The organism is Paenibacillus sp. FSL R5-0490 (assembly GCF_001956215.1).
In the GTDB taxonomy this organism is placed as follows: Bacteria; Bacillota; Bacilli; order Bacillales; family Cytobacillaceae; genus Cytobacillus.
In genome coordinates, this window is the sequence record NZ_MRTQ01000005.1 from 93,472 (window position 1) to 116,536 (window position 23,065).

25 protein-coding genes are annotated in these 23,065 nt (G+C 43.4%); 21 read left to right on the top strand and 4 right to left on the bottom strand.

The features are described 5' to 3' along the window. Nucleotides 1-9 precede the first annotated feature (9 nt). From BK139_RS05490 to pheA, 6 genes are all read left to right on the top strand, one after another. The gene (locus BK139_RS05490; RefSeq protein WP_076257367.1) at nt 10-348 is read left to right on the top strand and encodes a ribosomal-processing cysteine protease Prp; all 339 of its coding nucleotides are present in this window, start codon (nt 10-12) and stop codon (nt 346-348) included. After that, on the top strand, nt 349-642 hold the full coding sequence (rpmA, locus tag BK139_RS05495; protein ID WP_009333115.1) for a 50S ribosomal protein L27: 294 nt from the start codon (nt 349-351) through the stop codon (nt 640-642). It abuts the gene before it with no gap. A gap of 237 nt (nt 643-879) precedes the next feature. Continuing rightward, complete coding sequence (locus tag BK139_RS05500; RefSeq protein ID WP_076257368.1) at nt 880-1,431, top strand: sporulation initiation phosphotransferase B; 552 nt, start codon at nt 880-882, stop codon at nt 1,429-1,431. A gap of 142 nt (nt 1,432-1,573) precedes the next feature. After that, nucleotides 1,574-2,866, top strand: coding sequence for a GTPase ObgE (gene obgE / locus BK139_RS05505; protein ID WP_076257369.1), 1,293 nt, complete (start codon nt 1,574-1,576; stop codon nt 2,864-2,866). A gap of 25 nt (nt 2,867-2,891) precedes the next feature. After that, nucleotides 2,892-3,347: an ACT domain-containing protein gene (locus tag BK139_RS05510; RefSeq protein ID WP_053434259.1), complete on the top strand. Its 456-nt coding sequence runs from the start codon at nt 2,892-2,894 to the stop codon at nt 3,345-3,347. Nucleotides 3,348-3,479: 132 nt separating this feature from the next. Continuing rightward, complete coding sequence (pheA, locus tag BK139_RS05515) at nt 3,480-4,358, top strand: prephenate dehydratase (protein WP_076257370.1); 879 nt, start codon at nt 3,480-3,482, stop codon at nt 4,356-4,358. A 49-nt stretch (nt 4,359-4,407) separates the two neighbouring features. On the opposite strand, the gene BK139_RS05520 is transcribed toward pheA, so the two are convergent. Both BK139_RS05520 and BK139_RS05525 read right to left on the bottom strand, forming a co-directional pair. After that, a complete protein-coding gene (locus BK139_RS05520) occupies nt 4,408-4,950 on the bottom strand; it encodes a transcription repressor NadR (protein ID WP_076257371.1) in 543 nt (180 codons plus the stop codon). Nucleotides 4,951-5,013: 63 nt separating this feature from the next. After that, entirely contained in the window at nt 5,014-6,165 is a 1,152-nt protein-coding gene (locus BK139_RS05525; protein ID WP_286147998.1) for an IscS subfamily cysteine desulfurase, read from the bottom strand. Between the two features lie 133 nt (nt 6,166-6,298). Between BK139_RS05525 and nadB the strand changes: the two genes are divergently transcribed. From nadB to yajC, 14 genes are all read left to right on the top strand, one after another. Then, nucleotides 6,299-7,876 (top strand): L-aspartate oxidase, encoded by a 1,578-nt coding sequence (gene nadB, locus BK139_RS05530; protein WP_076257372.1) that lies wholly within the window; start codon nt 6,299-6,301, stop codon nt 7,874-7,876. Continuing rightward, nucleotides 7,845-8,681, top strand: coding sequence for a carboxylating nicotinate-nucleotide diphosphorylase (gene nadC, locus BK139_RS05535; protein ID WP_076257373.1), 837 nt, complete (start codon nt 7,845-7,847; stop codon nt 8,679-8,681). Before nadB ends, nadC begins: the two co-directional genes overlap by 32 nt. Before the next feature lie 26 nt (nt 8,682-8,707). Beyond that, nucleotides 8,708-9,814, top strand: a complete 1,107-nt coding sequence (gene nadA, locus BK139_RS05540; RefSeq protein ID WP_076257374.1) for a quinolinate synthase NadA — start codon at nt 8,708-8,710, stop codon at nt 9,812-9,814. 428 nt (nt 9,815-10,242) lie between these two features. Further along, nucleotides 10,243-12,114: a SafA/ExsA family spore coat assembly protein gene (gene safA / locus BK139_RS05545; protein ID WP_076257375.1), complete on the top strand. Its 1,872-nt coding sequence runs from the start codon at nt 10,243-10,245 to the stop codon at nt 12,112-12,114. Continuing rightward, nucleotides 12,098-13,090 (top strand): phosphotransferase, encoded by a 993-nt coding sequence (locus BK139_RS05550; RefSeq protein ID WP_076257376.1) that lies wholly within the window; start codon nt 12,098-12,100, stop codon nt 13,088-13,090. Before safA ends, BK139_RS05550 begins: the two co-directional genes overlap by 17 nt. A 114-nt stretch (nt 13,091-13,204) precedes the next feature. Further along, complete coding sequence (locus tag BK139_RS05555) at nt 13,205-13,948, top strand: YhcN/YlaJ family sporulation lipoprotein (RefSeq protein WP_076257377.1); 744 nt, start codon at nt 13,205-13,207, stop codon at nt 13,946-13,948. Between the two features lie 164 nt (nt 13,949-14,112). Continuing rightward, a complete protein-coding gene (locus BK139_RS05560) occupies nt 14,113-14,661 on the top strand; it encodes an intercompartmental signaling factor BofC (RefSeq protein WP_076257378.1) in 549 nt (182 codons plus the stop codon). Nucleotides 14,662-14,896: 235 nt separating this feature from the next. Further along, the gene (locus tag BK139_RS05565) at nt 14,897-15,460 is read left to right on the top strand and encodes a tyrosine-type recombinase/integrase (RefSeq protein ID WP_076257379.1); all 564 of its coding nucleotides are present in this window, start codon (nt 14,897-14,899) and stop codon (nt 15,458-15,460) included. Nucleotides 15,461-15,621: 161 nt separating this feature from the next. Further along, on the top strand, nt 15,622-16,233 hold the full coding sequence (gene ruvA / locus BK139_RS05570; protein WP_076257380.1) for a Holliday junction branch migration protein RuvA: 612 nt from the start codon (nt 15,622-15,624) through the stop codon (nt 16,231-16,233). Between the two features lie 52 nt (nt 16,234-16,285). Next, nucleotides 16,286-17,287 carry a Holliday junction branch migration DNA helicase RuvB gene (ruvB, locus tag BK139_RS05575; protein WP_076257381.1) on the top strand — a complete coding sequence of 334 codons (1,002 nt, stop codon included), beginning with the start codon at nt 16,286-16,288 and terminating at the stop codon, nt 17,285-17,287. Further along, nucleotides 17,284-17,490 carry a DUF2905 domain-containing protein gene (locus BK139_RS05580; protein WP_048011596.1) on the top strand — a complete coding sequence of 69 codons (207 nt, stop codon included), beginning with the start codon at nt 17,284-17,286 and terminating at the stop codon, nt 17,488-17,490. The genes ruvB and BK139_RS05580 overlap by 4 nt, the downstream gene beginning before the upstream one ends. A gap of 28 nt (nt 17,491-17,518) precedes the next feature. Continuing rightward, nucleotides 17,519-18,547: a tRNA preQ1(34) S-adenosylmethionine ribosyltransferase-isomerase QueA gene (queA, locus tag BK139_RS05585; RefSeq protein WP_076257382.1), complete on the top strand. Its 1,029-nt coding sequence runs from the start codon at nt 17,519-17,521 to the stop codon at nt 18,545-18,547. 60 nt (nt 18,548-18,607) lie between these two features. Next, on the top strand, nt 18,608-19,747 hold the full coding sequence (gene tgt / locus BK139_RS05590; protein ID WP_048011594.1) for a tRNA guanosine(34) transglycosylase Tgt: 1,140 nt from the start codon (nt 18,608-18,610) through the stop codon (nt 19,745-19,747). A 62-nt stretch (nt 19,748-19,809) separates the two neighbouring features. Further along, the gene (gene yajC / locus BK139_RS05595) at nt 19,810-20,094 is read left to right on the top strand and encodes a preprotein translocase subunit YajC (RefSeq protein ID WP_009333093.1); all 285 of its coding nucleotides are present in this window, start codon (nt 19,810-19,812) and stop codon (nt 20,092-20,094) included. 36 nt (nt 20,095-20,130) lie between these two features. On the opposite strand, the gene BK139_RS05600 is transcribed toward yajC, so the two are convergent. After that, nucleotides 20,131-20,517 carry a TIGR04086 family membrane protein gene (locus tag BK139_RS05600; protein ID WP_076257463.1) on the bottom strand — a complete coding sequence of 129 codons (387 nt, stop codon included), beginning with the start codon at nt 20,515-20,517 and terminating at the stop codon, nt 20,131-20,133. A gap of 198 nt (nt 20,518-20,715) precedes the next feature. On the opposite strand from BK139_RS05600, the gene BK139_RS05605 reads away from it, so the two are divergent. Next, nucleotides 20,716-21,366, top strand: coding sequence for a DUF421 domain-containing protein (locus BK139_RS05605; RefSeq protein ID WP_076257383.1), 651 nt, complete (start codon nt 20,716-20,718; stop codon nt 21,364-21,366). A gap of 32 nt (nt 21,367-21,398) precedes the next feature. Here BK139_RS05605 and spoVB read toward each other — a convergent pair whose 3' ends face one another. After that, nucleotides 21,399-22,964, bottom strand: a complete 1,566-nt coding sequence (spoVB, locus tag BK139_RS05610; protein ID WP_076257384.1) for a stage V sporulation protein B — start codon at nt 22,962-22,964, stop codon at nt 21,399-21,401. Nucleotides 22,965-23,065: the final 101 nt, after the last annotated feature.

Below are 23,065 nucleotides of genomic sequence, written 5' to 3' on the forward strand. Positions count from 1 at the left end.
CGATTTAAGATGATTGAAGTAACGATTATTCGTAAAGATTCCGAAAGTATTCATTCGTTTGAAATAAGCGGTCATGCATTCTTCGCAAACAGAGGCAAGGATATTGTCTGTGCAGGCGTATCTGCCGTTTCCATCGGTGCCATTAATGCTGTCCATGCCCTAACCGGCGTGACACCAGAGATCAGCCATGGAGAAGGTTTTCTCCGCTGTGTCCTTCCTGGTCTTCAGGATGACATGAAGGAGAAAGTGCAGCTTCTGCTTGAAGGCATGGTTGTTTCATTGCAGACGATTGAAGAGGACTACGGAAAGTATATAAAAATTACCTTCAAAAAGCAGGAGGTGGAATAAATGCTATTAAAATTAGATCTTCAGTTGTTCGCTTCTAAAAAGGGAGTAGGTTCTACTAAGAACGGCCGTGATTCAATCTCTAAGCGTCTTGGCGCTAAGCGTGCGGACGGACAATTCGTTACTGGCGGCTCAATCCTGTACCGTCAGCGCGGTACTAAGATCTACCCAGGTGTAAACGTGGGTAAAGGCGGCGATGACACACTTTTCGCGAAAGTTGACGGTGTGGTTAAATTCGAGCGTCTTGGACGTGACCGCAAGCAAGTGAGCGTATATCCTGCAGCTCAAGAGGCGTAAGCCTTTTCGAGAAAACCCTAGCCCCACAAGGTTAGGGTTTTCTTTTTTTGGCAAAAACCCGCTGGTGCACTTCAAATATTATCTGATGAATTTATAGCAGCTGAAGACTGCAGCTCTTCATCGCATAAGCAATATTTTCTTATTTATCATAAATTTGCTTACTGTACCTATGTTTTTTGATATACTTACAGCAAGCACAGTCTTCTGACAGCCTAATAACCATACAGGAGTGCATATATGGAAAAAGACTGGAATATGATTGAAGTGCTGCGTCATGCCCGGCATGACTGGCTGAATAAAATACAATTAATTAAAGGCAACCTTTCCCTTAATAAGATAGACAGGGCTAAGGAAATCATAGATGAAATTGTGGTGGAAGCACAGCAGGAGGCAAGACTTTCGAATTTGAATCTTCCTGGTTTTGCTTCGCTTTTATTAACTTATAATTGGGAGAACCACTACTTTCTGCTTGAATATGAGGTGCTCGATGATCCCATTGCCGGACGGTTGGATGACTCTGTCCTTTCTGAGTGGACAGGCTCTTTTTTGGCCATTTTGGACTCATCAGTAAAGCCTTACCATGATAATCATTTATCTGTATCCATCAGGCATGAAAAAGAAGGAGCTCGTTTCTTTTTTGATTTTAGCGGAATACTAACAGATATGGATCAATTGGAGAAGTTCTTTAAAAAGAAGAACACTGTCATAACGGCTGCTGTTCAGGAATTAGCTGAAGAGGAGCTTGCACTGGAATTATTTGTGCCATTCATTGCGAATGGCAGAGAGTGATTTCCGTCAAAAAAAGCAATACTAAGTGTGAAACTCTGCAGGCTGGGCATTTCTTAAGTGAAAGAAGCGGATCCGGTCAGTGCCGATAATCTGGCTGAATGCCAGACAATCGGGACATACTGCAGACGGGAGGAATTTATATATGTTTGTCGATCAAGTCAAAGTTTATGTTAAAGGCGGGGACGGGGGCAACGGAATGGTTGCTTTCCGCCGGGAAAAATATGTGCCGAACGGAGGCCCGGCCGGCGGAGATGGCGGCAAGGGTGCCAATGTTGTTTTTGAAGTGAATGAAGGATTGCGCACGTTAATGGATTTCCGTTATCAGCGCCACTTTAAAGCTCCCCGCGGTGAGCATGGCATGTCCAAGAACCAGCATGGAAGAAATTCAAAAGACATGATTGTTAAAGTACCGCCGGGAACAGTCGTAACAGATGCTGAGTCAGGGGAAGTAATCGCAGATCTGACTGAGCACGGGCAAAGAGCCGTCATAGCACGCGGAGGCCGCGGAGGCAGGGGTAATACCCGATTTGCGACACCTGCTAACCCTGCTCCTGAATTGTCCGAACATGGCGAACCAGGCCAGGAACGGGATGTTGTGCTGGAGCTCAAGCTTTTAGCGGATGTTGGTTTAGTAGGCTTTCCAAGCGTCGGAAAATCGACTTTGCTATCCGTTGTATCATCGGCAAGACCGAAGATTGCAGAATACCACTTTACGACAATTGCTCCGAATCTGGGAATGGTTGAGACTGAAGATGGACGCAGCTTTGTTATGGCAGACTTGCCTGGATTAATTGAAGGCGCCCATTCGGGAGTAGGACTTGGCCATCAGTTTTTGCGGCATATTGAAAGAACAAGGGTTATTGTTCATGTTATCGATATGGCTGCTGTTGAGGGCAGAGATCCTTTTCAAGACTATCTAACGATCAATAAAGAATTAAAAGAATATAACCTGCGTCTCACAGAAAGGCCACAAATCATTGTGGCTAATAAAATGGACATGCCTGATGCAGAGGAAAATCTAAAAAAATTCAAGGAACAGCTTGATGAAGATTATCCGATTTTCCCGATATCCGCTTTAACAAGACAAGGGTTAAGAGATTTATTATTTGCCGTTGCAGATAAGGTTGAAGAAACCCCTGAATTCCCGCTGTCACATGAAGAAGAGGAAGATACAGGTGTCCACCGCGTTCTTTACAAGCATGAAGCTGAGCAGACTGAATTTGTCATCACGAGAGACCCTGCAGGAGTATTCGTGGTATCAGGCGATGCTATTGAAAAACTCTTTAAGATGACAGACTTCTCAAGAGATGAATCTGTCCGCAGGTTTGCCAGACAGCTGCGCGGCATGGGTGTGGATGATGCTCTTCGTGAAAAAGGAGCAAAAGACGGTGATATCGTTAAGCTGCTTGATTATGAATTCGAGTTTATTGACTAACCTTCTCGATTGACGGGGTGGAGAAATGAGAAAAGATAGATTCGATAAGAAATTTTATTTGGTTCGCGAAGATGTTTTGCCTGAAGCCATGAAGAAAACGTTGGATGCGAAGGAAATGATCGAAAGGGGAAAAGCCGAATCGGTTTGGGATGCTGTCCAGAAAGTTGATTTGAGCAGAAGTGCTTTTTATAAATATAGAGACACTGTGTTCCCTTTTCATACTGTTGTTAAAGAACGGCTGATCACTTTATTCTTTCACCTGGAAGACAGGTCCGGGACTTTATCACATTTATTGGGCGTTGTGGCTTCATCGGGGTGCAATGTCTTAACCATTCACCAGACCATTCCCCTTCAGGGAAGGGCAAATGTCACGCTTTCCCTGAATGTAACTGAAATGGGCATCGAGATTGAGGAACTATTGGCAAGGCTTCGAAAATTGGAGTTTGTAGAAAAAGTAGAGGTGCTGGGAACGGGTGCATGAAAAAATGTGCTCTGTACCCTGCCCTTTTTTCATTTTTCATTTTGCAAATCACATACATATGTTAAAGTAATAAAGTATAAAGAAAATTTTCAGTGATTTATAATAAGTCTGAATAGTAAGGAGGTAATTACCGTGAAGTTAGGATTTTTAGGACCTAAAGCCACTTTTACAGATATTGCAGCCAGGAGCTTGTTCCCTAATGAGACAGCCGTTGCCTACCCAACAATACCTGCCTGTTTTGATGCTTTAAATGAGAATGAAATAGAGCTGGCGGTAGTTCCTCTTGAAAACGCATTGGAAGGCTCAGTGAACATTACATTGGACTATTTAATCCATGAAGTAGATTTTCCGATAATCGGCGAACTGACAGCTCCTATTCGCCAGCATTTTATGGTTCATCCAGCTCATGTTAAGGAGTGGGATAAAACAGATGTGGTTTATAGTCATTCCCATGCAATTGCACAATGCCATAAATTTCTGCATAAAGAGCTGAAAGGTATCCCTTGTGAAAGCACTACTTCCACCGCAGCCGCAGCTCAATTTGTAAAAGAAAATCCAGATATGCGGGCAGGCGCAATAGCTAATGAATTAGCTGCAGAAGTATATGGATTGGCGATCGTTAGAGAAGATATCCATGATTTTGATTATAACCATACAAAGTTCATTGTTTTAGCCAATAAAGAACTGTCAATCAGCGAAGACCGCAAGGAATTTGCAGGGCACAAGACGACTGTTATGGTGACGCTGCCGGCTGACCGATCAGGGGCTCTTCATCAGGTGCTTTCGGCATTTGCCTGGAGGAAGCTCAACTTGACTAAGATTGAATCAAGGCCGATGAAAACTGGATTAGGGAATTATTTCTTTATCATTGATGTGGATATGAAACTGGATGACGTCCTGATCCCTGGGGCAGCAGCTGAATTGGAGGCATTGGGCTGCAGTGTTAAGGTTTTGGGCAGCTATCCGTATTTTCAGCTTCGGAATAAGAACAGCAGAGTTCTGCAGGAATAAACAAAAAGGATCCGGCAAATACATATCCGGGTCCTTTTTGTATTTAGAGCTATTCCAGGTTAATAAGAAATCCCGCTTCTTTTAATAATTTCTCAGCTTCATCGAGTTTCCGTTCTGAGGCTGCGGATAGAGTATGGAGGTGGATGCCGTCTGTTAATTCTGATAAGAAAGCAGCCTTTGTGGAAGTAATTTTCTCCATAAATTGCTTGACTTCCTGGCGGGTAGATACCATAACCGATGCTGTTAAGTCACCATAGACGGGATGTTCAATTCTTACATCTTTTACTGTAACTCCATGATCGACAAGCAGATTCAATTCCTCTTCAGTCCTCGCGGGGTCATGATGACAGGCAATGACCCGCTCCGCTGCTGATGCAGGAGAAGCCTGATGAAGATACATATAACCCTGGCTCGTGGCAATGATTGGCTCTTTTCTTGCTTTTAAAAGAGTGATATCCCCAACAATTACCTGTCTGCTTACATTTGTTTTTGCTGCAAGCTCGCCTCCTGTAATGGGCTGCCCGCTTTCTTTCAGCAGCTGAAGCAGAAAGGTCCTCCGCTCTTCTCCGAGCACCTTTTTTTGTTCATTCATATTTTCTCACCCTTATAATCCGATAATGTCTCATTCTAACATAAGGAACGGCAGAAGAAAAAATTAGAGCGGTACGAGTTCCCTGGCCATGATAGCAAGCTTTTCCCCCAATGCCTTGGCGTCCTCAGCAGATGTATTCCATCCGAAAGAAATCCTGATAAATTCTTTGCCTTTTTTATCTGCAATACCCAGTGCCTCCATCGTTTTAGAAACTGTTTGCAGGCCTGTACTGCATGCACTTCCAGTAGATATGGCAAATCCAAGCCTATTGCATTCGAGCATGATGTATTGACCTTCCACCCCTTTTAGCCGAAGTCCCAAAGTAGATGAAAGCTGGTAAGAGCCTGAAAAATCGTATATTATGAATTTCTCCTGTGCAGGTTCAAGTTCCTTCAGGAGTATTTCTCGCAGCATTTGGAAATGGCTGTTATGCTTGCTCAAATTTATATAAGCTTTCTGAGCAGCCACTGTCATCCCGACAATCCCCGGAAGATTTACAGTGCCAGGCCTGAATCCCTTTTCATGTGAAATTCCGGGTAAGAAGGAACTCCACCGCATGCCTGGTTTTAAGTAAACCCCTCCGACCCCTTTTGGCCCGTAAAATTTATGTGCAGAAAAGGACAGGCTATCAGCGCAGCGGGCGACTTCTTTTAAATCTGATTTGCCAAACGTATGGACACAATCACTATGCAGCATTATTTGTCTTTCCCTGCAGAGCTCGCTGATCTCATGGAGAGGCTGCAATGTTCCGATTTCAGAATTACCGTGCTGTATGGTAACTAAGACGGTGTCATCCCTGATGGCGGAACTTAATTTTTTCAGGTCTATACGGCCATCTGAGCCAAAGGGAATTTTTGTAATTTCATACCCTTTCTCAAGGCGCAATTTTTCTAAAACACTATGAATGGATGAATGTTCCGCGATTCCAGTTATGATATGTTTTCCTGATTTTTCAGAGGCGGACAGCAACGCAGCTATTGCAAGAAAATTGCTTTCCGTACCTCCGCTGGTAAAATAGATTCCTTCACTCTTAACGCCTAAAATGCCTGCCAATTCCATCCTGCAATTTTCAAGAAGCCCTTCTGCTGCGCTCCCGGTATCGTGAAGGCTGCGGGAATTGCCAAAGTATTCAGTTGAGGCTTTTATATAGGCATCTGCCGCTTCCTTGTCAAGCGGACAAGATGCTGCGTAATCGAAATATTTAATGTTCCCCACCTGCTTTCTCTTCTTAATTAAATCGTTCAAAAAGTCAGAAGTTCCTCTTAAACTATGAAAATCTCTTGTCATAATTCTAAATCTGTGTAAATATAGGTGTCAAGACACCTGTAAAAACAGGAGGTAAAAAATAATGAATGCCGACGTTTTAATTATTGGAAGCGGGGTAGCCGCTCTGCAGTTGGCAAAGAAGCTGCGCCAGGATTTGAATGTGATTATTCTCACAAAGTCGACTGTGAAAAATGGAAACTCATATATGGCGCAGGGCGGTATTGCTGCTGCCCTGGGGGAAAATGATCACCCATCAAAGCACTACATGGATACACTCGAAGCAGGAAGGTTTCATAATGATTCTGATGCAGTGCTGTCCCTGACCAGTGAGGCGCCATCCCTTATAAAAGAGCTGAATCAGGAGGGATGCCTGTTTGATATGGATTCTGATGGATCCATTGCGTTAGGAAGGGAAGGGGCTCATTCAGAAAATAGAATTGTTCATGGGGGAGGAGACAGCACAGGAAAAACAGTCATCGATTTTATGCTGTTAAAGCAAAATCCCAACGTTCGAATCTTAGAGGATATTCTTGTATTCCAATTGCTCATAAAAGACGGCAGGTGTATAGGGATAAAAGGAAAAGACTCTGCTGGTGCTATTCATCGATTCTTTTCCTCTCATGTTGTGCTCGCTACGGGGGGCTGCGGCCAGCTGTATGAATATACCTCCAATGCCGACACCGTAACTGGGGATGGGATTGCCTTAGCATACAGGGCCGGGGCAGAGATAGCAGATATGGAGTTCATCCAATTTCACCCCACACTTCTTTATAAAGATGGCAAAGCATTGGGACTGATTTCTGAAGCTGTAAGGGGAGAGGGCGGCCGTCTTATTACAGAAGACGGCCAGCCTTTAATGAAAGGTCTTCACCCACAGGGTGATTTAGCGCCAAGACATATAGTGTCGCAGGCCATCTATCATTCGCTGGAGAAGGGGAAAAGCGTGTTCCTGGATATCTCTTCAATTGAAAACTTTAAATCCCGATTTCCGACCATAACAAAATTATGTGAAGAAAACGGTGTAGATTTAGGTCTTGGGAAAATTCCTGTTTCTCCCGGCAGTCATTTTTTAATGGGGGGAATAAAAACTGATTTATTGGGCCGTACCAGCATTCCCGGCCTGTATGCAATTGGTGAAGCTGCCTGCACAGGTATACATGGTGCTAACCGGCTTGCAAGCAATTCCCTGCTGGAAGGACTGTATTGTGGCATGAGGCTTGCGGAGTGGCTAGATAAACAGCCTTATAGTAAACCTGCTGAAGAACAGCAAAGTCATAACCCTGAACTAAGGCGGCCATTTAAAGAAGATTTGCCTTCCGTTGAAGAAATTAAAATGAACATGATGAAAAATGCCGGGATTGTCAAAACGAAGAAAGGGCTTTTCGCTCAGATGGCCTGGCTCGAAGGCTGCAATATTGAAGAATGGATAAAAGCAGATCTTGAACCTTTTTCAATAGAGGAAATAACCCGGGCTTTTATGCTGATTGCAGCCTATCTGATCACAGACTCTGCATTAAGGCGAACAGAGAGCCGGGGTGGTCATTTCCGGCAGGATTATCCTTTCGAAAGCCCGGAATGGCTTGGAAAAAGGATTATTCACTGCCGAAAAGCTGAAAGGAATGGTGAAAATGAACAAATTAAAGCTGCGATTGCAACTTGAACAATATTTTCTCGAGGACATTGGTGACCGCGACCTGACAAGTGAACTTATTTTTGGAGAGGGCCAGATAGGAAAAGTCATTTTTCTGGCAAAAGACAATGGGATTTTTTGCGGTGAAGAAATAGTCAGGTCAGGATTTAAGGTGCTGAATCCTGCGGCTGAAGTCAATATAAAAGTAAAGGACGGAGAATGGATCGAGAAAGGTCAAATCCTTGCTGAAGTCTCAGGGCCAGTATCGGATTTATTAAAAGGAGAAAGAGTTATTTTGAATCTGGTCCAAAGAATGAGCGGAATAGCAACAAAAACAAATGAGGCTGTCCGGGTTCTTAACAGTTCACACACAAAAATCTGTGATACAAGAAAAACTACTCCAGGACTGAGAATGCTTGAAAAATATGCAGTCAGGTCCGGAGGGGGATTTAATCATCGATATGGCCTCTATGATGCAGTCATGATTAAAGACAACCATATTTCTTTTGCCGGCTCAATTGCGAAAGCTGTGGAAGAATTGCGTTCAAAAATAGGGCATATGGTTAAAGTCGAAGTCGAAACGGAAACAAAAGAACAAGTCCTGGAAGCAGCTGAGGCAGGTGCAGATGTAATCATGTTTGATAACAGGAGTCCTGAAGAGATAAAAGAGTGGATCAGAAGCGTGCCGAATGGGATAGTGACTGAAGCCTCCGGAGGAATAACCCTCGATAACCTGCAGGCTTACAGCGATACAGGAGTTGATTTCATTTCCCTCGGCTTTCTTACCCATTCTGTGAAATCACTTGATATAAGCGTGAAGGTTATTGTGGAATAAATTGTTGACAAAGGGGTTTGGGGCATATGAATATTTTTCAGACAGCAGAAAAACAAGCAAATATCCTACCGGAAAAATATCGGATGATGACTGTGAAGGAACTGGAGGATCGGGCAAGAGAGATAAAAAATAAGTTTGGGAATAAGCTGTTCATTCCGGGTCATCATTATCAGAAGGATGAGGTCATCCAATTTGCGGACGCTACAGGTGATTCACTCAAGCTTGCACAGCTTTCACAGGAAAATACCGAGGCAGAATATATTGTATTTTGCGGAGTGCACTTTATGGCTGAAACGGCGGATATATTAACATCTCCACATCAAAAGGTGATTTTGCCTGATATGCGTGCAGGCTGTTCCATGGCTGATATGGCTGATATCAGCCAAACAGAAAGAGCCTGGACGAAGCTGCAGAATATGTTTGGCGATACTATGCTTCCTCTAACATATGTAAACTCTACTGCGTCCATAAAGGCTTTTGTTGGCCGTTACGGGGGAGCGACAGTTACTTCTTCGAATGCTGAAAAAATGGTGAGCTGGGCCTTTGAGCAGAAGCCGAGAATTCTTTTTCTGCCTGATCAGCATCTTGGAAGAAATACAGCATATAACCTGGGGATAGCCCTTGAAGAAATGGCTGTTTGGAACCCTATTACAGATCAGCTGGAACATGAAGGGCAGCTGGAGGACATAAAAGTGATTCTTTGGAAAGGACATTGTTCTGTTCATGAAAACTTTACTATAGAAAATGTCCAAGAGGTTCGCGAACAATATCCCGATATGAAAATCATTGTCCATCCCGAATGCAGGAGAGAAGTGGTGGAGCTTTCCGATATGGCAGGGTCAACCAATTACATTATCGAAGCAATTGAACACTCAGAGCCTGGATCTTCCTGGGCGATCGGTACAGAGATGAATTTAGTTAAAAGAATTATCGCACGGCATCGGGATAAGAAAATTATCTCACTTAACCCGCATATGTGTCCTTGCCTGACCATGAATCGAATCGATTTGCCGCACCTGGTTTGGTCTCTTGAAGCAATCGGGGAGGGTGAAAGCCAAAATCTGATTCAGGTTGAAGAACCAACTGCGGCATATGCTAAACTGGCACTTGGCAGGATGCTTGAACGTCCATAAATGCGGCAAAAAGTTTTCAGGCTGCTAAAATTGAAAAATAGCCCGCAGGGTAAAATATACTTCGCGGAAGCTATGCCGGAATAAAAAAATTCTCCACTTCAGGAGGATTTTTTTATTGCCTTACTGCCCATTGCTGTGATTGGTCTCTGAATGAAACGATGAATCATAATTCCCGGAAAAAAAGCATATCTTTTTGTGTAGATTGTTAGCAATTTGCCCAATCCTTCATACACTATATGGACTCATCGAGATTAACGGGCACTAATCTGCACCTTTCACATAAATGGATGAAATGCCCGTAAATGCTGATTAGGGCACAGACTGAGAAAGCCGCGCCTGCGGCACATTCTGTGTGACCCACATCATGTGGACCTAAGGCCAGCCATCACAGATGGAAGCATCACCTTAAGCATAGGAGGGAATTCAGAGTGAAAATCCATATCGTACAGAAAGGGGATACTCTTTGGAAGATTGCCAAAAAGTACGGCGTGAATTTTGAAGAGCTGAAAAAGATGAATACACAGCTCAGCAACCCTGATATGATTATGCCCGGTATGAAAATAAAAGTTCCTGCAAGTGGAGGCTCTATAAAAAAAGAAGCTCCTATTGGAGGAAAACCGGAAGCAAAAATAAATTTGGGTGCCAAAAAGGAAATGCCAAAAGCAGAACAGCCTTTTGCCAAAGAGAAACCTATTACCATGCCGAAAGCTGAAGCACCAAAAAAGGAAATGCCAAAAGTAACGGCACCGAAGGTTGAAATTCCGAAAGAAGTGCCTAAGACTGCACCAAAAGCAGAGGCCCCGAAGGAAGTTCCAAAAAAACCTTATAAGCCCAAAATGCCAACACCTATTATGCCGGAAATTGATATAAATAATTATTACATGATGAATATTCAGCAGCCGGCACCGCAGCAAAAGCCGCTGCCGGCAAAAGAGGTTAAGCCGCAGCAGCAGAAACCTCTGCCCGCAAAAGAAGTTAAAGCAAAGGAAAAACCAGTGAAGCCTGCAGAAACAAAACCGCAGCAAAAACCATTGCCAATTTCAGAATCTAAGCCGCAGCCCCAGCTCCCGCCTAAACCAGTTAATATCCTTCCGCAGGTAAAGCCGTCATCAAATCAAGAAAGCCCAGAATCGCCTGAAAGCGAATCATCTATTTATACACATCAAGGAGGTCAATATCAGCCGATGTTTCCTTATAATCCATGTTACCCGCAAATGCCATTCCCACAAGTACAGGGAGCAATGATGCCGCAGATGCCGCACCAGATGCCACAGGTACAGGGAGCAATGATGCCGCAAATGCCGCACCAGATGCCACAGGTACAAGGGGCGATGATGCCGCAGATGCCCCACCAAATGCCGCAGGTGCAGGGAGCAATGATGCCGCAAATGCCGCACCAGATGCCACAGGTGCAGGGAGCGATGATGCCGCAAATGCCGCACCAGATGCCGCAGGTACAAGGGGCAATGATGCCGCAGATGCCGCACCAAGTGCAGGGAGCAATGATGCCTGGGCATCAAATGCCACATATGGGTATGATGGCCGGAGTGGAAAGTCCGGATTATGATGAATCTTCGCCGTTTATGCCAATGGCTCAAATGCCATCGGGTGTGATGGGCGCGGAAGATATGGGACAGCAGATGCCGCACCAGATGCCGCAGGTACAGGGAGCAATGATGCCGCAGATGCCGCACCAGATGCCGCAGGTACAAGGGGCGATGATGCCGCAGATGCCGCACCAGATGCCGCAGGTACAAGGGGCAATGATGCCGCAGATGCCGCACCAGATGCCGCAGGTACAGGGGGCAATGATGCCGCAGATGCCGCACCAGATGCCGCAGGTACAAGGGGCAATGATGCCGCAGATGCCGCACCAAATGCCGCAGGTACAAGGGGCAATGATGCCGCAGATGCCGCACCAGATGCCGCAGGTACAAGGGGCAATGATGCCGCAAATGCCGCACCAAATGCCACCGGGTGTGATGGGAGCAGAAGATATGGGAATGCAAATGCCGCATCAGATGCCACAGGTGCAGGGAATGGAAGAATCCCCAGGCATGTCTCAAAAGCCATTGATGCCTGGCTCGGTGATGGGAGCTTCCGATGATTGCGGCTGTGGAGGACCTCAATTTGCTCCTGGAGGCTACGGACCAGGACCAGGATTTGGTCCAGGGCAGGGATATGGTCCGGGATTCGGCTATGGTCCGGGACCAGGTTTCGGTCAGGGTTTTGGCCCAATGGGCGGAGCGGCTTTCGGAATGCCAAGAAACATAGACGAAAGCAGTGAATACGACGGTTAATAATGGAGGAGACGATTTAGTTCAAAATCGTCTCCTCTCCTATTTGCAGGATCAGCTGCCATTTAAAATTGTAGAATTAAAGCCAATTCGAAAGAAGGTTTATTTGCTTAGGACACAGGAAAGGTCCTTTATACTAAAAGGGTTTTCATCCTATCACCGTTTAAAGCTTCAGGAAGCATTCACCTCTTCATTAATGAAAGAAGGATTTTCAAAAACATATATTTTTTACGAAGTTGCCAAAGAACCGCCTTTGTTTTTTGATAGGACTTATTATGGCTGTATGGAGTATTTACCGCCTTCGAAAGAAGTTTTTACTTATTACCTGAAGAAAGATCGTTTAGAAGGGCTGGAGCTGCTGAAGAAATTCCATGTTACTACAGAGAAGCTGGTCAGCCGCTATCAAACGGTTGTGCCGGCATACAGGCAGGCTGAGAAGTGGAGAGAAAGAGCAACCCTTTTCCTTAATAATCTCCCTGTAGTAAGATATTTTGTCCAAAAAGAAATTATTAATGAGCTATTAGCCTGGGCAGATTGGTCCTTAAAAGGCTTGGAAGACGAAGCCTGGCTTTTTCAGTCGGGGAAGCAGGTCATTCTGCACGGTGATGTAGCACATCATAATTTTCTCAGAGCAAAAGATCAATCATTATATTTGCTCGATTTTGACCTGGTAGCAATAGGGGCTCCTCATTCCGATTATCTGCAGTATGCAAATCGCATCCTTCCTTATATGAATTGGTCCTTTGAAGATTTGAGAAAATATCCAATCTTAAAATCCAATCTTGAAGAAAAGGGCTTTCTTCATGCTTTGGCATTTCCAACTGATATATTCAGGGAATGGAATCGTGTAATTAGGGATAGATCGTATCTTGATTCTGTGAAAATTCGCCCTGTTCTGGACTTAACTGTAGGTCAGTTTGCTGAAAGACAGCGTTTTATTAAAGCTCTTAAATATGCTGCCAATGACAAAAACAAATAATGCTCATTAAAAAATTGGACGTAAATGGACAGAATGAAAGCCTCTCTCCGCTCACAAGCTAAATAAGAGCAGAAATGCTCAGGGCTTGTAATATTAGCGAGGGGGGTTTTTCGCTTGCACAAGAAACTGCTTGCAGTGCCGATGGCTGCCATCTTATCAATGGGATTGACAGGATGTGGAACGAACGAAGATGCAGGTGTTGAACGGAACAATGAAATTGGTCAGCCCATGGGATATTACTCGAATGAGAATCATGGAAACCGCGGCGGCAATGCCCGGGTGGAAGATGGAACCGATAATGATGGGCCTCTGACAGAAATGATGGATCATACGCTTGGAGGCGAGGGGAAAAGTACCCGCTATAACCAGGTGGACAATAATGGCCGGAGAGTCCGGAACGAAAATACCGGAAACCCTACTATTCCTATTGCAGACAGAGATCGCAGCTTTTTCATGAAAGATAATCGTTTTAGCCATAGCGATGCAAATTATCACGGGCATCTGGATGATAATACGCGACAAGCTAAAAATTCCTATTATCAGGCTTATGAAGGTGAGCTTGCTGAAAAAATCGGCGACGTTGCAGCATCTGTTCCAAATGTTGAAGACGTCAGGTCAGTTACCTATGGAAGCAATGTTTTGATTGCTGTAGATCTGACTGATTACGATAAGGAAGAAGAAACGAAAGAAGCGATTCATGAAGCTGTCGAGCCATATCTGCGAGGAAGATCTGCAAAGGTTGTAACAGACGAAGGAACATTCAGCCGTTTAAGAAACATTGATAATAATCTTCGTGATGGGGGCCCAAGAGAGCAAATTGATTGGGATTTAAAAAACTTATTTCGCAGGGAAAAATAACGAATTAGCATTAGGGGCAAAGGCAGCTGAGCTTTGCCCCTTTTTACATATAAAATTATTTCAGGATAAACATGAAAATTTTGGCCACACTAATCATAAAGATCTGGGAAAAACAGGCTCAGGCAGATAGTGAAGAAGTTACTATTTAATCGAGGTGATCGATCATGAGAACCGTATGGGGCTTGCTGGCAGTAGGAGCTGCTTCCTTTTATCTCTTCTTCCAGATGGACGCATTCATTTTTTTATCTAACGGTACTTCTTTATATGCTAAGGCAGCAGAAGAACAAATTGAAGGTCCGCTTAAGATGGAGGTCATTTTGGAAAGGGAGTATCTGGATGGGGAAGTGAGTCAGGAAACGATAGAGGAAACCATATGGACCCTTGAAGATTTCTGGGCTAAATATGATCAATGGCAGCTTGTTGATATGGATATAGATTATATAGTATTCCGAAGAAAAGTGGATGATATATCACCATTATTAAAAGCAAATGGGTACTTCGGTGTAACAGAGGATGGAACCCTGACCATTTTCAATGGAAAGCCGCAAAAAACGAATATTATTCAGTCATTCTTTCAAATTGATTTAGGAAAATTAGAAAGCACAAAATGTGAAGAATTAAAAAAAGGCATACCTATTGTTTCAAAAGATCGATATGTGGAAGTTCTGGAAACCTTTAAAAGCTATACTGCCGGTGAAAAGCAGGCGAATTGAAAAAGCGGTGAAACATGCAAGGGAACATACTTCTCTTGCATGTTTCTGTTTTTAAAACGGTAAGATAATCTTCTTTTAAACGTTGAAAATTGTCTGGCTCAGCCCCTTCCCCCTCAAGGAATCAAGGGTAAATAAAGCGCCTTTTTATTTCGTATAAACGTCATCCGATCATTGTAATGTTACTTATTTTTTGATAGCTTATACTTATGTAACATTAGTTGCAGGAGGGAATCTTGTGGAATATGTTGATCCTATTAAGGACATCAAAAGCATAAATAAAATTAAAGAGATATTAAGGCAGCAGTCACAGCGTGATCTTTTGCTTTTTGTATTAGGGATTAATACGGGCATAAGGGTCAGTGATTTGCTATCTCTGAAAATCAGTGATGTTTGGGATGGGACCGAGATAAAAGAGTTTATTTATTTAACCAATATAAATAACGATGAAAATAAAGCATTTTACTTAAATAACAGCGTGAAAAAAGAACTGAAAAAGTATTTTACTCAGCATGATTTCTCTGAATGTGATTATCTCTTTAAATCGAAAAAGAATAATCAGCCCATCACCCGCCAGCAAGCCTATCGGATCATTAATAATGCTGCAAAGGAAGCTGGAATTCCTGGAAAGATCGGCACACATACACTTCGAAAAACATTTGGCTATCATGCATATAGAAAAGGGATTGCCATTTCAATTATTATGTCCATCTATAATCACCATTCTTCCGCTGAAACTTTGCGTTATCTCGGTATTGAAAGAGGCGGGAAGCAATTGATAAAAGTCGATGTTAATTTATAGAATGAGTTTAATGCATTAGGTGAAACAAAGTATCTTGTGTATATTAAGGATTTTTGTCAACAGGCAATATATCTATCCCCAGCCTGTTCAGCATTTTATTCTTCGTGCCAAAATAGTTTATGGTACAATGAGGTACAGTTGAATCAGAGGAGAGAAAGGCATTGTTTGAATTTGTAAGAGGCAGGCTCGATTTTATCGGACCTGAATATGTAGTTGTTGAAAACAATGGAATTGGATACCAGATACTAACGCCTAATCCATTTAGCTATACACCGGAGTACGGCCAGGAAGTCAGGATATTTACATATCATTATGTACGGGAAGATATCATGGCATTGTACGGCTTTCAGACTCGTGAGGAGAAGACGCTGTTTACCAGACTGCTCAATGTTACCGGCATTGGGCCGAAGGGAGCTCTTGCAATTCTTGCTTCTGGTGAACCTGAACAGGTGGTGCAGGCGATTGAAAATGAAGATGAAGCATTTCTCGTTAAGTTTCCTGGAGTCGGAAAGAAAACAGCCAGACAAATGATTCTTGATCTGAAAGGGAAGCTTCCGGATATTGTACCTGACTTTTTCCCTAATCTGTTTTCAGCGGAAAAACTTCAGGCTGAAAGCGGGCCTGCGGGAGATTTGGAAGAAGCCTTGCTTGCATTAAAAGCACTGGGATATTCGGATAAGGAACTGAAAAAGATTACACCGGAATTGAAAAAGGAAAAGCTTACAACGGACCAATACATAAAGAAGGCTCTGCAAAAGCTTTTAAAACTATAATTTATTTGAAAAGGCCGTTTCGTTTTATGCTGAATTAAGAAGGTGATTAAGTATGGAAGAGCGGATAATATCCGGTGAAGCTGATCTTCAGGATCTTTCATTTGAACAGAGTCTGCGCCCGCAGACATTAAAGCAGTATATTGGTCAGGATAAAGTAAAGGAGAACCTCGAGATCTTTATTAAAGCTGCAAGAATTCGCGAGGAGACCTTGGATCATGTCCTTCTATATGGGCCGCCGGGTTTGGGTAAGACCACTCTGGCTGCTATTATTGCCAATGAAATGGGTGTAAATATCAGAACTACTGCAGGCCCTGCAATTGAAAGACCAGGTGATTTGGCTGCGATCCTGACTGCATTGGAACCGGGTGACGTCCTGTTTATTGATGAAATTCATCGCTTGCCGCGGTCTATAGAAGAAGTTCTTTATCCGGCAATGGAAGACTTCTGTCTGGATATTGTTATCGGCAAAGGGCCAAGTGCCAGATCAGTAAGGCTGGATTTGCCGCCTTTTACACTGGTTGGCGCGACAACAAGGGCAGGGTCGCTATCGGCTCCGTTAAGAGACCGGTTTGGCGTGCTAAGCAGGCTTGAATACTATACAGAAGAGCAGCTGACGAATATTGTTGTCCGTACAGCTGAGGTGCTGGATACAGGCATAGATCAAAAAGCATCCATTGAAGTGGCGAGAAGGTCAAGAGGCACGCCCAGAATTGCAAACAGGCTCCTCCGGAGAGTCAGGGATTTCGCCCAGGTCAAAGCAGATGGCCAAATTGATGAAACACTGGCCAAGGAGGCTCTTGAGCTTTTGCAGGTTGACCGTTTAGGCCTTGATCATATTGACCATAAATTATTAAGAGGGATAATCGAAAAATTCCGCGGCGGACCTGTAGGTCTTGAAACCATTGCAGCGACCATTGGGGAAGAAGCGCATACGATTGAAGATGTTTATGAACCCTATTTATTGCAGATTGGGTTTCTTCAGCGGACACCAAGAGGAAGAATTGTAACAGACCTGGTGTACCGCCATTTTCAAATGGAGGTGCCTGCTGATTGAGCGGCATATCAAAGTGGCTGATGGTCATTGGTGCGATCATTTTTGCCATAGGATTTATAAGCCAGTTTATTAATATTGGCAAGCTGCCTGGAGATATAGTGATCAGGAAAGGCAATACGACTTTTTATTTTCCAGTCGTTACGTCGATTTTGCTGAGCATTATTCTATCTGCCATCTTTTATTTTATTGGCAGGTTCCGGTAGTCTATATGAATAACAGAAGGGTGACATCATGAAAGTAGATTGGTTTGATTTTCATTTGCCTGAAGAATTAATTGCACAGACGCCTTTGGCTGATCGGACAAGCAGCAGGCTGATGGTCCTTGATAAGAAAACCGGGGATATTCAGCATAGTGTTTTTAAAAATATTAAGAATTACCTTCAAGCGGGAGATTGCCTTGTATTAAATGACACAAAGGTGCTTCTTGCGAGGCTGTTTGGAGAAAAGACGGGCACTGGTGCGAAAATAGAGGTGCTTCTTCTCAAACAGCTTGAAGGGGACTCCTGGAAAACACTGGTTAAACCAGCCAAAAGAGTAAAAGAAGGAACTGTGATAACTTTCGGAGACGGCAAATTGACTGCTGTCTGCACTGGAACCTCAGATCATGGCGGCAGAGTACTTGAGTTCAGGTACGACGGGATATTCTATGAGGTGCTTGAACAATTGGGAGAAATGCCTTTGCCTCCTTATATTAAAGAGCAGCTTGATGATCGGGACCGTTATCAGACTGTGTTTGCCCGTGAGCGCGGTTCTGCTGCAGCTCCGACAGCAGGCCTGCATTTTACTGAACAGCTTCTTGAAGAAATAAAAGAAATGGGTGTGCATATTGCTTTTATTACTCTGCATGTCGGTCTTGGAACCTTCAGGCCTGTTAGTGTGGAGGATTTAAATGAGCATGAAATGCATGCTGAATTTTACCAGGTAACTGAAGGAACTGCACGGCTTTTAAATGAAGTGCGTGAACAGGGAGGAAGAATCATCAGTGTGGGGACTACTTCCACGCGGACTTTAGAAACCATTGCTTCTGCGCATAACGGCCGTTTTGAGGAAGCAAGCGGCTGGACTGATATTTTCATTTACCCTGGCTATGATTTTAAAGCGATTGATGGCATGATTACGAATTTTCACCTGCCTAAATCAACTTTAATTATGCTTGTGAGTGCACTGGCTGGCCGTAAGAATGTTCTGAATGCCTATAATCAGGCAGTTGAAGAGCGCTACCGGTTCTTCAGCTTTGGAGATGCTATGCTCATTTTGTAATATTATTCTGCCTTTCCCTGGCAGGAATAATGTGCTTTTAAATGGAAGGAGAACTGCAACTTGACTGCAATTCGTTATGAATTAATTAAAACATGTAAGCAAACAGGTGCCCGTCTGGGACGGGTGCATACGCCGCATGGTTCTTTTGAAACCCCTGTGTTCATGCCCGTTGGAACACTCGCTACAGTAAAAACCATGTCCCCGGAAGAATTGGTGGAAATGGGAGCGGGCATCATTCTGAGCAATACTTATCATCTCTGGCTCCGGCCGGGTCAGGAAATCGTGGAAGAAGCAGGCGGCCTTCATAAATTTATGAATTGGGACCGGGCCATTCTGACCGATTCCGGCGGGTTTCAGGTGTTCAGCCTTAGCGAATTCCGCAAAATTGAAGAAGAAGGCGTTCATTTCAGGAACCACTTGAATGGTGACAAACTGTTTTTATCTCCTGAAAAAGCAATGGATATTCAAAATTCACTTGGATCTGATATTATGATGGCATTTGATGAGTGCCCGCCTTATCCAGCTTCTTTTGAATATATGAAGAAGTCAGTTGAAAGGACTTCCCGATGGGCTGAGCGCTGCTTAAAAGCTCACAAGCGCCCGAATGACCAGGGACTCTTTGGTATTATACAGGGCGGAGAATATGAGGAGCTGCGCAAACAGAGTGCGAGAGACTTAACATCTCTTGATTTCCCGGGGTATGCTGTGGGCGGATTATCGGTAGGCGAGCCTAAGGATGTTATGAATCGTGTGCTTGAATTCACAACACCGCTAATGCCGTCAGATAAGCCAAGATATCTTATGGGAGTGGGATCCCCGGATTCTTTGATTGATGGTTCGATTAGAGGAATCGATATGTTTGACTGTGTTCTTCCTACCAGGATTGCGAGGAACGGAACATTGATGACAAGTAATGGCCGGCTGGTTGTTAAAAATGCAAAATTTGCAAGAGATTTTGGTCCTATAGATGAAAATTGCGATTGCTACACATGCCGAAACTACAGCCGTGCTTATATCAGGCATTTGATCCGCTGTGATGAAACATTTGGAATCAGGCTTACAACTTACCATAATCTTTATTTTCTGTTAAAATTAATGGAGCAGGTAAGACAGGCTATCAGGGAAGATCGCTTGGGAGACTTTAGAGAAGAGTTTTTCGAACGGTATGGATTTAATAAGCCTAACGCGAAGAACTTTTAATCATAAAAATTAGGGGCAGCTTTTTCCTTGAATCGGGCTGATCTTTGAAAGGGGGGAAAACTATGGAGCTTTTAGGAACATTAGGACCATTATTGCTGATGTTTGTTTTATTCTATTTCCTGTTAATTCGTCCGCAGCAGAAACGCCAAAAGGCAGTTCAGCAAATGCAGAGTGATTTGAAAAAGGGAGATAAGGTTGTTACAATCGGCGGCCTTCATGGATTCGTTGATGCTATCGACGAAGACAAAGTGGTTATTAAATGTGGTGACGGAAGCCGTCTTACATACGATCGTGCAGCGATCCGCGAAGTAACGCAGGCAACTGGCGATGCATTAGCAAAATCTTAATACCAAAAAAGAAGGTCCTGAGCAGGACCTTCTTTTTTATGCAGTTCTTTTGGTGTTGAGATTTACACCCAATATACCGCCCATCATGGCTGTAAGTGTGAAACAGGTGTGGTATATCATTTGCTCCATATTAAATAAACTGTCATGTCCCAAATATTGAAAAAGAAAAATAACGATTGAGTAAACAAGGCCGGTTAAGCCACCGAGCAGCCAGCCTTTTTGCTTTCCTTTACCTCCGGAAATGAACCCGCCTGCAAAAAGAGAAATGAATGAAACAGCAGTAATAATATACTGCAAGGATGACTCCTGCAGTGATGTAAATCTCAGGAGCAGTGAAAAAATAAGACTGCCGGCAACGGCAATGGCAAAAATCGCAATAATACCATAAAGTACAGCGCTTCCAAAGTTCTTTGATTCTTCTATATGGACCCTCTCCCTTCTTAATAAGTGAACAGGAACGGCTTTCGACCCTTGAGGCAACCAGCCTTTTCCTTAGTACAAGCATATTCAGACAATGAAAAAATAGAATCGAAATTGTTCAAAGAAAAAACCTCCTATACTCATAAAAGTTCAAATATGCGGAAGAATAGAAAGGATTGCATCAAAAGGAGTGCTGTTGAAGTGGAAGAATATCTAATCATCGTTGTAAGAACCTTATTTCTGTATGCAGTCATTCTTCTCATTTTTAGACTAATGGGCAAAAGGGAAATTGGTGAACTCAGCATCCTGGACCTGGTCGTCTATATCATGATTGCTGAACTTGCAGTTGTCGCGATTGAAACTCCGGATTCAAATATTTTAAAAAATGTGCTTCCTATGCTCCTTTTGATGGTTGTACAAATTGTGTTGGCCATATTCTCCCTGAAGAGCAAAACATTCAGGGACATAGTTGATGGAAAGCCGACCATCATTATTAATAAAGGAAAAATAGATGAAAATGCCATGAGGAAGCAGCGCTACAACTTTGATGACCTGCTTCTGCAGTTAAGAGAAAAAGATATTGCCAAAATCTCCGATGTGGAATTTGCTATCCTTGAATCCTCCGGTACGCTGTCAGTGTTTGAAAGAAAAGACAGTAAAGAGGGAGGGATAACGATCCCTTTAATTATAGATGGCACGATTCAGAAAACTAATCTGGAAACGATAAATAAAAGTGACTTTTGGCTGCGTCAGGAACTTCGAAAAGAGGGGTATAAAGAGATATCCAAGATTTCATTCTGCAGTTATGAAAATGGCCAATTTTATGTGGACCTGCTTGATGAAAGAAAATAAAAACAAGGCCAGCTCAGCTGACCTGTGAAACATTATTTAAAGGCAAGCCTGGATATCATTTTGCCGATCCCCGGAATACGAATTAAGTCATTCTTTCTAATCAGCTTTAAGATTAATAAGAGGATGATATAGACAATTGTGATAACTGCGGATATCAGAATAACCCTTAAGGCTGTATTCATATCAGAGGCAAGGATGTCTTTTAGCATCCAGAACCCTAAGCCTCCTGATACAATCATTGCTATGAACGTTTTTAGATAATCCCTTACGAAAAAAGTAAAAGAAATAGCTTTCAGAACGGTTGCAAAGTGAAGCATTGTCACCAGGACTGTGCCTGTCAATATCCCCATCGCAACTCCATTAATCCCAAATGCAGGCTGGCTGGCAAGGAGAAAGATAACGGCCGTCTTTACAACAGCTCCAATCAAGCTGTTGATCATGGCAGCACGGGCAAGATTCAATGCCTGTAAAGTTGCCTGAAGAGGTCCCTGATAATAATAAAACAAGAAAAAGGGCGCCATCAGTTTAATAAAATGTGATCCGCTTGAGGAGCCATACATCACTTCCATTAATTGATCGGAAAGGACGTAGAGAACCACCACTGCAAGGCCCCCGGTAATAAATGCAAATCGAAGTGCCTGCTGAAGCCGGTATTCGATCAGACGCATATTATTTTGGGAATTTGCCTCGCTTATAGCTGGAACAAGAGAAGTTGACAAAGAATAAGTAATAAACGATGGCAGCATCAGAAGAGGCATGGCAAAGCCCGTAAGAGCCCCGTACTGCTTTGTAGCCGCCGCTGCCGCCACACCTGCAAGTGCCAGACTCTGCGCTACCACAATCGGTTCAAAAAACCACGCGACAGAACCGATCATTCTGCTTCCTGTCGTTGGAAGGGCAACGGTCATCAATTCATTAAATGTACTTTTCCCGGAAGACACATATTTAAAAAATTGCTTCCTGACTCTGAATTTCTTTTTAAGCTTAAATGTGGTCATTAAATAAAGCAGTGATGCAAGCTCCCCGATGACTGCAGCAAGCATGGCTCCCGCCGCCGCATACTCAATGCCATATGGAAGGAAAGCCTTAGTCATTAAAGCGATCAGACTGATTCGGACTACCTGCTCAATCATCTGGGAATAGGCAGCAGGCTTCATGTTCTGTCTGCCTTGGAAATAACCCCGAATGACAGAGGAAACGGCAATGATCGGCACAATTGGAGCGATTGCCATCAAAGGCAAATGGGTCCGGTTATCAGTAAAGAGTGTCTCTGATAATAATGGAGCGAGCAAAATTAAAGCGGGAGTGAAAACAATGGAAAGCGAGATGGTAGTTGCCAAGGACACAATTAATATTTTTTTAATTTTTGCTGTATCTCCTCTTGCCTCTGCCTCGGCCACATTTTTAGAAATAGCAACCGGCAGTCCAATCTGTGTGATGGTGACGACAAGAATCATGGTGGGAAAGGCCATCATATAAAGGCCAACACCTTCTTCTCCAATATATCGGGCAATGACAATTCTGTTAATAAAGCCAAGGACCCTGGTCACCAGGCCTGCAGCGAGCAGGATCATGGTACCTTTCAGAAATTTGGACATTCAACTCCCTGCCTTCTCAAAATGGGTAATATCATATACAATTATCTATATGCAAGATAGAGGACAAAGCATGACAAGCTATCATAATTTCCATGTTATTA

Coding starts and splice junctions, on each gene's coding strand:
- BK139_RS05490 (WP_076257367.1), top strand. CDS start 10: ATGATTGAAGTAACGATTATTCGTAAAGATTCCGAAAGTATTCATTCG.
- rpmA (WP_009333115.1), top strand. CDS start 349: ATGCTATTAAAATTAGATCTTCAGTTGTTCGCTTCTAAAAAGGGAGTA.
- BK139_RS05500 (WP_076257368.1), top strand. CDS start 880: ATGGAAAAAGACTGGAATATGATTGAAGTGCTGCGTCATGCCCGGCAT.
- obgE (WP_076257369.1), top strand. CDS start 1,574: ATGTTTGTCGATCAAGTCAAAGTTTATGTTAAAGGCGGGGACGGGGGC.
- BK139_RS05510 (WP_053434259.1), top strand. CDS start 2,892: ATGAGAAAAGATAGATTCGATAAGAAATTTTATTTGGTTCGCGAAGAT.
- BK139_RS05520 (WP_076257371.1), bottom strand. CDS start 4,950: ATGAATGAACAAAAAAAGGTGCTCGGAGAAGAGCGGAGGACCTTTCTG.
- nadB (WP_076257372.1), top strand. CDS start 6,299: ATGAATGCCGACGTTTTAATTATTGGAAGCGGGGTAGCCGCTCTGCAG.
- nadC (WP_076257373.1), top strand. CDS start 7,845: ATGAACAAATTAAAGCTGCGATTGCAACTTGAACAATATTTTCTCGAG.
- nadA (WP_076257374.1), top strand. CDS start 8,708: ATGAATATTTTTCAGACAGCAGAAAAACAAGCAAATATCCTACCGGAA.
- BK139_RS05560 (WP_076257378.1), top strand. CDS start 14,113: ATGAGAACCGTATGGGGCTTGCTGGCAGTAGGAGCTGCTTCCTTTTAT.
- ruvB (WP_076257381.1), top strand. CDS start 16,286: ATGGAAGAGCGGATAATATCCGGTGAAGCTGATCTTCAGGATCTTTCA.
- queA (WP_076257382.1), top strand. CDS start 17,519: ATGAAAGTAGATTGGTTTGATTTTCATTTGCCTGAAGAATTAATTGCA.
- yajC (WP_009333093.1), top strand. CDS start 19,810: ATGGAGCTTTTAGGAACATTAGGACCATTATTGCTGATGTTTGTTTTA.
- spoVB (WP_076257384.1), bottom strand. CDS start 22,964: ATGTCCAAATTTCTGAAAGGTACCATGATCCTGCTCGCTGCAGGCCTG.